Annotated in this window: 3 protein-coding genes and 1 pseudogene; 1 reads left to right on the top strand and 3 read right to left on the bottom strand. The window is 67.4% G+C overall.

Annotated features, from left to right (window positions below; genetic code table 11):
- Positions 1 to 263 (top strand): annotated as a pseudogene (locus EIO58_RS18720) (DUF3618 domain-containing protein); the annotation flags it as partial.
- 79 nt (positions 264 to 342) lie between these two features.
- Here EIO58_RS18720 and rpoC read toward each other — a convergent pair.
- From rpoC to EIO58_RS08490, 3 genes are all read right to left on the bottom strand, one after another.
- On the bottom strand, positions 343 to 4,215 hold the full coding sequence (rpoC, locus tag EIO58_RS08500; RefSeq protein WP_127819168.1) for a DNA-directed RNA polymerase subunit beta': 3,873 nt from the start codon (positions 4,213 to 4,215) through the stop codon (positions 343 to 345).
- Between the two features lie 43 nt (positions 4,216 to 4,258).
- A complete protein-coding gene (gene rpoB / locus EIO58_RS08495) occupies positions 4,259 to 7,759 on the bottom strand; it encodes a DNA-directed RNA polymerase subunit beta (protein WP_127819167.1) in 3,501 nt (1,166 codons plus the stop codon).
- Positions 7,760 to 8,027: 268 nt separating this feature from the next.
- Complete coding sequence (locus EIO58_RS08490; protein WP_127819166.1) at positions 8,028 to 8,354, bottom strand: hypothetical protein; 327 nt, start codon at positions 8,352 to 8,354, stop codon at positions 8,028 to 8,030.
- Positions 8,355 to 8,442 lie beyond the last annotated feature (88 nt).

Here is an 8,442-nt window from a genome sequence, read left to right as displayed (position 1 = left end):
CGACCCCGGCCGAGCGCCGCCTCGCGAACTCGCTCCGCGAGGCCGCCGCGCCGCTCGTCGACACCGCCGCCCAGGCCGCGAAAGATGTCGCGGCGGGGCTCGAGCAGCCGGCGCGCGACGCCGTCGAGCAGGTCAAGGGCGAGGCCATGGACGCCGCCGAGCGAGTCAAGGACGAGACGCGCGACACGGCCGACCGCGTCAAGCAGAACGTCGGCCCCGGCAGCAGCGACAGCGGGACCGGGATGTCGCAGCCGGCCGGCTGAGGCATCCGTCGATCACGAAGGAAGGGCCCCGGCGAACCGGGGCCCTTCTTTCGACCCTGCCGACCTCAGTCGGCTGGGATCAGTTGTAGTCGGTGGTGAAACCGTCCGTGGAGAAGCTGTCGAAGTCGACGTAGCTCAAGTCGGCGTCGGTGTAGGCGCCGTCCGAGGCGAAGATGCGGTTGGGGTACCGCTCGCTCTTGGCCTCCTCCGTCGCCTCGACCGTGACGTTGCGGTACTTCGCAAGTCCGGTTCCGGCGGGGATGAGCTTTCCGATGATGACGTTCTCCTTGAGGCCGACGAGCGGGTCGCTCTTGCCCTCCATGGCCGCCTGCGTGAGGACGCGGGTGGTCTCCTGGAACGACGCGGCCGACAGCCACGACTCGGTCGCGAGCGACGCCTTCGTGATACCCATCAGCTCGGGACGACCCGACGCGGGGCGCTTGCCCTCGGCCACCGCCTCGCGGTTCATGTTCTGGTAGCGCTTGAAGTCCACCAGCTCACCCGGAAGCAGCGTCGTCTCGCCGTGGTCGACCACGGTGACCTTGCGCAGCATCTGACGGACGATGACCTCGATGTGCTTGTCGTGGATCGGCACGCCCTGCGAGCGGTACACGCCCTGGACGCCGTTCACGAGGTACTTCTGCACCTCGCGGGCACCCATGACGCGCATGACCTCCTTGGGGTCGAGCGTGCCGACCTGCAGGGCCTGGCCCACGGTGACGTGCTGACCGTCCTCGACCAGGAGCGTCGCGCGCTTGAGGACCGGGTAGACGTGCGGCTCGTCGCCGTTGTCGGGCGTGAGGATGACCTTCTTGGACTTCTCGGTCTCGTCGATCGTGATGCGGCCATCGGCCTCGGCGATCGGCGACGCGCCCTTGGGGGTGCGGGCCTCGAACAGCTCCTGCACACGGGGAAGACCCTGCGTGATGTCGTCGGCCGACGCCGAACCACCGGTGTGGAAGGTACGCATCGTCAGCTGCGTGCCGGGCTCGCCGATCGACTGGGCCGCGATGATGCCGACGGCCTCGCCGATGTCGACGATCTTGCCGGTCGCGAGCGAACGGCCGTAGCACTTCGCGCAGACGCCGACGGCCGAGTCGCACGTGAGCACCGAGCGGACCTTGATCGACTCGACACCCGCCTCGACGAGCCGGTCGATGAGGACATCGCCGACGTCGTCACCGGCCGCCGCGACGACCTCGCCGTTCGCAGCGGTCACATCCGACGCAAGCGTGCGCGCGAAGACCGAGTTCTCGACGTTCGCGTCGCGCACCAGGGTGCCGTCGGCACCCGGAGCGGCGATCGTGAACTCCAGGCCCTTGGTCGTGCCGCAGTCCTCCTCGCGGATGATGACGTCCTGCGAGACGTCCACGAGACGGCGCGTGAGGTAACCCGAGTCGGCCGTACGGAGGGCCGTGTCGGCCAGACCCTTGCGGGCACCGTGCGTGGCGATGAAGTACTCCGCCACCGACAGACCCTCGCGGTACGACGAGATGATCGGGCGCGGGATGATCTCACCCTTCGGGTTGTTCACCAGGCCTCGCATGCCCGCGATGTTGCGGATCTGCAGCCAGTTGCCACGCGCACCCGACGACACCATGCGGTTGATGGTGTTGTCGGCCGGGAAGTTGTCGCGCATCGCCTTCTGGACCTCGTCGGTCGCCTCGGTCCAGATCTTGATGAGCTCCTGACGACGCTCGGCGTCGGTCGTGAGACCCTTCTCGAACTGCGCCTGAACCTTCGCGGCCTGCTTCTCGTAGCCCCCGACGATCTCGGCCTTGTTCGGCGGCGTGAGAATGTCGCTGAGCGCCACCGTGACACCCGAACGGGTGGCCCAGTAGAAGCCGGCGTCCTTGATGCGGTCGAGCGATGCCGCGACCTCCACCTTCGGGTACTCCTCGGCGAGCTTGTTCACGATCTGCGACAGCTTGCCCTTGTCCGCCTGCTCGCGCACGAACGGGTAGCCCTTGGGGAGCGTGTCGTTGAAGATCGCCTGGCCGAGCGACGCGTCCACGAGGCCGTGGCGCTCGTAGCCCTCGGGGGCTTCGCCCTCGAGGAACGTCAGACCCGGGATGCGGATGCGCACCTTCGCCTGCAGGTCGAGGGTTCCCTCGTCCTTCGCGAGGATCGCCTCGCCGACCGAGCCGAACACGCGGCCCTCGCCGGCGGCGCCCTCCTTGACCGTGGTCAGGTGGTGAAGACCGATGATCATGTCCTGCGAGGGCAGGGTCACCGGGCGCCCGTCGGACGGCTTCAGGATGTTGTTCGAGGCGAGCATCAGGATGCGGGCCTCGGCCTGGGCCTCGACCGACAGCGGCAGGTGCACGGCCATCTGGTCACCGTCGAAGTCCGCGTTGAAGGCGGCGCAGACGAGCGGGTGGAGCTGGATGGCCTTGCCCTCGACGAGCTGCGGCTCGAACGCCTGGATGCCCAGGCGGTGCAGCGTGGGCGCGCGGTTGAGCAGCACTGGACGCTCGCGGATGATCTCTTCGAGCACGTCCCACACCTCGGGGCGGGTGCGCTCGACGGCGCGCTTGGCGGCCTTGATGTTCTGCGAGTGGCCGAGGTCGATCAGGCGCTTGATCACGAAGGGCTTGAACAGCTCGAGCGCCATCTGCTTGGGCAGACCGCACTGGTGGAGCTTGAGCTGCGGGCCGACGATGATGACCGAACGGCCCGAGTAGTCCACGCGCTTGCCGAGCAGGTTCTGGCGGAACCGGCCCTGCTTGCCCTTGAGCATGTCGGACAGCGACTTCAGCGCACGGTTGCCGGTGCCCGTGACGGGACGACCGCGGCGACCGTTGTCGAACAGCGCGTCGACGGCCTCCTGCAGCATGCGCTTCTCGTTGTTGACGATGATCTCGGGCGCACCGAGGTCGATCAGGCGGCGCAGACGGTTGTTGCGGTTGATCACGCGACGGTACAGGTCGTTCAGGTCGGAGGTCGCGAAGCGGCCACCGTCCAGCTGCACCATGGGGCGCAGCTCCGGCGGGATCACCGGGACGACGTCGAGCACCATCGAGGCCGGGCTCATGCCGGTCTGCAGGAACGAGTTGACGACCTTCAGGCGCTTGATCGCCCGGATCTTGCGCTGGCCCTTGCCCTCCGAGATCTGCAGGTGGAGGCTGTCGGCCTCGGCCCGCAGGTCGAAGGCCTCGAGGCGGCGCTTGATCGACTCCGCGCCCATGTAGGCCTCGAAGTACTGGCCGAAGCGATCCTGCAGCTCGTGGAAGATCTCGTCCTCGCCCTTGAGCTGGCCGACGTCGAGCGTGCGGAAGTCCTCCCACACGCGCTCGAGACGGGCGATCTGGTCATCCGCGTTCTTGCGGATCGAGGCCATCTCCTTCTCGGCGGCGTCCTTGACCTTTTTCTTCTGGTCGGCCTTGGCGCCCTCCGCCTCGAGTGCGGCGAGCTCCTCCTCCAGCTTCTGGAGGCGGCCGGCCACGCGCGAGTCGCGGCGGTCGGCGAGCGTCTTCAGCTCGAGACGGATGTTGTTCTCCTGCGTCGCGAGGTCGCGGTGGCGCGCGTCCTCGTCGACCGAGATCACCATGTACGCGGCGAAGTAGATGACCTTCTCGAGGTCCTTCGGCGCCATATCGAGCAGGTAGCCGAGGCGCGAGGGCACGCCCTTGAAGTACCAGATGTGAGTCACCGGCGCGGCGAGCTCGATGTGGCCCATGCGCTCGCGGCGGACGGAGGACTTGGTGACCTCCACGCCGCAGCGCTCGCACACGATGCCCTTGAAGCGGACCCGCTTGTACTTGCCGCAGGCGCACTCCCAGTCGCGCGAGGGCCCGAAGATCTGCTCGCCGAACAGACCGTCCTTCTCGGGCTTCAGCGTGCGGTAGTTGATCGTCTCGGGCTTTTTGACCTCACCGTAGGACCAGCGACGGATGTCGTCGGCGGTGGCCAGACCGATGCGAAGCTCATCGAAAGTTGTTGCGTCGAGCACTAGTTCTCCTGTGTCGGAAATTCTTGTATCGGATCGGCCGGGCTTAGATCTCGTCGATGGACGACGACTCGAAGCGGCTGGAGATGTTGATGCCGAGCTCTTCGGCGGCGCGGAAGGCCTCGTCGTCGGTGTCGCGGAGGTTGACAGCCGTGCCGTCGGCCGAGAGCACCTCGACGTTCAGGCAGAGCGACTGCATCTCCTTCATGAGCACCTTGAACGACTCGGGGATGCCGGGCTCCTGGATGTTCTCGCCCTTGACGATCGCCTCGTACACCTTGACGCGGCCGAGGATGTCGTCGGACTTGATCGTGAGGAGCTCCTGCAGCGCGTACGCGGCGCCGTAGGCCTCGAGGGCCCACACCTCCATCTCACCGAAGCGCTGACCGCCGAACTGCGCCTTACCACCGAGCGGCTGCTGGGTGATCATCGAGTACGGGCCCGTCGAGCGCGCGTGGATCTTGTCGTCGACGAGGTGGTGCAGCTTCAGGATGTACATGTAGCCGACCGAGATCGGGGCCGGGAACGGCTCGCCGGAGCGGCCGTCGAACAGCTGCGTCTTGCCCGACGAGTCGATCAGGCGATCACCGTCGCGCGTGGGGAGCGTCGAGTCGAGCAGACCCGCGATCTCCTCCTCGAACGCGCCGTCGAACACGGGGGTGGCGACCTTCGTCCCGGGGGCGGCCTCGCGGGCCTCCTCGGGGAGGCGCGCGGCCCACTCCGGCGTGCCCTCGACCTTCCAGCCCTGCTTCGCGACCCACCCGAGGTGGGTCTCGAGCACCTGGCCGAAGTTCATGCGGCCGGGGATGCCGAGCGGGTTGAGGATCACGTCGACCGGCGTGCCGTCCGCGAGGAACGGCATGTCTTCGACGGGGAGGATCTTCGCGATGACGCCCTTGTTTCCGTGGCGGCCGGCGAGCTTGTCGCCCTCGGTGATCTTGCGCTTCTGCGCGATGTAGACCACGACCCGGCGGTTCACGCCCGAGCCGAGCTCGTCGTCGCCGTCTTCCGCGTTGAACTCCTTCACCGCGATGATCGTGCCCTGCTCGCCGTGGGGAACCTTCAGCGACGTGTCGCGCACCTCGCGGCTCTTCTCGTTGAAGATCGCGCGGAGCAGGCGCTCCTCGGCCGACAGCTCGGTCTCGCCCTTGGGCGTGACCTTGCCGACGAGGATGTCGCCGGGGCGCACCTCGGCGCCGATGCGGATGATGCCGCGCTCGTCGAGGTCCTTCAGCAGGTCCGGGCTCACGTTCGGCAGGTCGCGAGTGATCTCCTCCTTGCCGAGCTTCGTGTCGCGGGCGTCCACCTCGTACTCCTCGATGTGGATCGAGGAGAGGGTGTCGTCCTTCACGAGGTTCTGGCTGAGGATGATCGCGTCCTCGAAGTTGTGACCCTCCCACGTCATGAACGCCACGAGGAGGTTCTTGCCGAGGGCGAGCTCGCCCTTCTCCGTCGCCGGGCCGTCTGCGATGACCTCGCCGACCTCCACGCGGTCGCCGGCCGAGACCACGACGCGCTGGTTGTAGCTGGTGCCCTGGTTGGAGCGGTCGAACTTGCGCAGGAAGTAATCCTGCGTGCCGCCCGCGTCCAGCTGCACCGTCACGACATCGGCCGAGACCTCGACGACCACGCCGGCGTTGTCGGCGATGACGACGTCGCCCGCGTCGATCGCGGCGAAGCCCTCCATGCCCGTGCCGACCACCGGCGACTCCGAGCGGAGGAGCGGCACGGCCTGGCGCTGCATGTTGGCGCCCATGAGCGCGCGGTTGGCGTCGTCGTGCTCGAGGAACGGGATGAGCGAGGTCGCCACCGACACCATCTGGCGCGGCGAGACGTCCATGTAGCCGATCTCGTCGGCGTGGAACAGGTCGACCTCGCCGCCCTGGCCGCGGCGGGCGAGGACGCGGTCCTGCGCGAACGATCCGTCGGCCTTCAGCTCGACACCGGCCTGCGCGACGATGTAGTCGCTCTCCTCGGAGGCGGTCAGGTAGTCGATCTGATCGGTGACCTTGCCGCCGACGACCTTGCGGTACGGCGTCTCGATGAAGCCGAACGCGTTGATGCGCGCGAACGACGCGAGCGAGCCGATGAGGCCGATGTTCGGGCCTTCCGGCGTCTCGATCGGGCACATGCGGCCGTAGTGCGAGGGGTGGACGTCACGGACCTCGACGCCCGCGCGCTCACGCGACAGACCACCGGGGCCGAGCGCCGACAGGCGACGCTTGTGGGTCAGGCCCGCGAGCGGGTTGTTCTGGTCCATGAACTGCGACAGCTGCGAGGTTCCGAAGAACTCCTTGATCGCGGCGACGACGGGGCGCACGTTGATCAGGGTCTGCGGCGTGATCGCCTCGATGTCCTGCGTGGTCATGCGCTCGCGGACGACGCGCTCCATGCGCGACAGACCCGTGCGGACCTGGTTCTGGATCAGCTCGCCGACGGCGCGGATGCGGCGGTTGCCGAAGTTGTCGATGTCGTCGATGTCGAGACGGATCTCGACCTGCTTGCCGCCGCGCACGCCGTCGAACGTGGTGTCACCGCGGTGCAGGCGCACCAGGTACTTGATGGTCGCGACGATGTCGTCGACCGTCAGCACCGAGTCCGACAGCGGCTTGTCGAGGCCGAGCTTGTGGTTGATCTTGTAGCGGCCGACCTTGGCGAGGTCGTAGCGCTTCGGGTTGAAGTAGAAGTTGTCCAGCAGCGCGCGGGCGGCCTCGGCGGCGACCTGCTCGCCCGGACGGAGCTTGCGGTAGATGTCGCGGAGCGCGTCCTCCTTGGTGAGGATCGTGTCCTTCGACAGCGTCTCTTCGATCGACTCGAAGCCGGCGAACTCGGTGAGGATGTCTTCCGAGGTGAGGCCCAGCGCCTTGAGGAAGACCGTGACGGACTGCTTGCGCTTGCGGTCGATGCGCACGCCGACCTGGTCGCGCTTGTCGATCTCGAACTCGAGCCAGGCGCCGCGCGAGGGGATGACGCGCGCCGACACGATGTCCTTGTCGGACGTCTTGTCGGGGGTCTTGTCGAAGTACACGCCGGGCGAGCGGACGAGCTGCGACACGACGACGCGCTCGGTGCCGTTGATGATGAACGTGCCCTTGTCGGTCTGGAGCGGGAAGTCGCCCATGAAGACCGTCTGGGTCTTGATCTCACCGGTCTGGTGGTTCATGAACTCGGCCTCGACGTAGAGCGGGGCCGCGTACGTCTTGCCGCGCTCCTTGCACTCCTCGATGGAGTACTTCTCGGGCTCGAGGTAGGGGTTCGTGAACGAGAGCTGCATCGTCTCGCTCAGGTCCTCGATGGGCGAGATCTCTTCGAAGATCTCCTCGAGGCCGCTGATCTCGGGCACGTCGGTGCGATCGGCGGCCTTCGCCTCGGCGACGCGTGCCTTCCACGCCTCGTTGCCGACCAGCCAGTCGAACGACTCGGTCTGCAGCGCGAGAAGGTCGGGGACCGTCAGCGTGTCGGAGATCTTGGCGAACGAGAGGCGGGAAGCTCCGCGTCCGCTCTTAGGGGTGGTGGTGGGGTTGGATGCGTTGCGCGCAGCAGCCAAGGGGATTACCTCCGTGGGCCCCGTCAGGGGCTCGTTTCCTTGTCGTCAGGTGGAGTGCTCCGGTCCCCGAAGTCCATGCGTCGCACACCGCAAACCGAGCGGGGGCACACGGGCACAGCCGACCACCATATGAGGGCAGGGGGAATCCAAGAGCGCAAAGACCCACTATATGCCAGAAGGCGCGCCGTGTCTACCTGGATTCTTGAAAAGTTCCGGATGCTGCGGTATAAGCCTGCGGGGCGCGAGCACGACGAGATCGGCGCGAGGTTCAGGACAGCGGAATCAGCGCGACCAGACGCACGTCGGGGCCTTCGAAATAGCAGGTCTGCAGGATGACGGTCGCGCCGAAGCCCGCAGTGGCCTCCGCGGCGTCTTGTCCGGGACGACCGTCGCGGCTGCCGGCGACGGTGTAGCGTCCATCCAGCTGCTCCCCCGTCAGCTCGACCACGTCGCCCGGGTGCATACGCAGCACGACATCGCCGCCGCAGTTGTTGTGCGCGCCCACGATAGGCGCGCTGGCACCGGCGAGGTCCATCCGCACCCAGAGGCAGCGGTCGAGCTCGGCCTGGTAGCCACTGGTGTGGATCCCGATCATGTGGATCGGCGGCCCGGGCGGCTGCTGGCCGGCCGGCGGTGCCGGGGGTGCCGGCGACTCGACCGGGGCGGTCGGAGGCGGCGGGGCC

Source organism: Microbacterium sp. CPCC 204701 (assembly GCF_004010105.1).
GTDB lineage: Bacteria > Actinomycetota > Actinomycetes > Actinomycetales > Microbacteriaceae > Microbacterium.
The sequence above is the reverse complement of the archived record's forward strand: the minus strand, read 5'-3'. Positions and strand labels throughout refer to the sequence as shown.

Coding starts and splice junctions, on each gene's coding strand:
- EIO58_RS08490 (WP_127819166.1), bottom strand. CDS start 8,354: ATGATCGGGATCCACACCAGTGGCTACCAGGCCGAGCTCGACCGCTGC.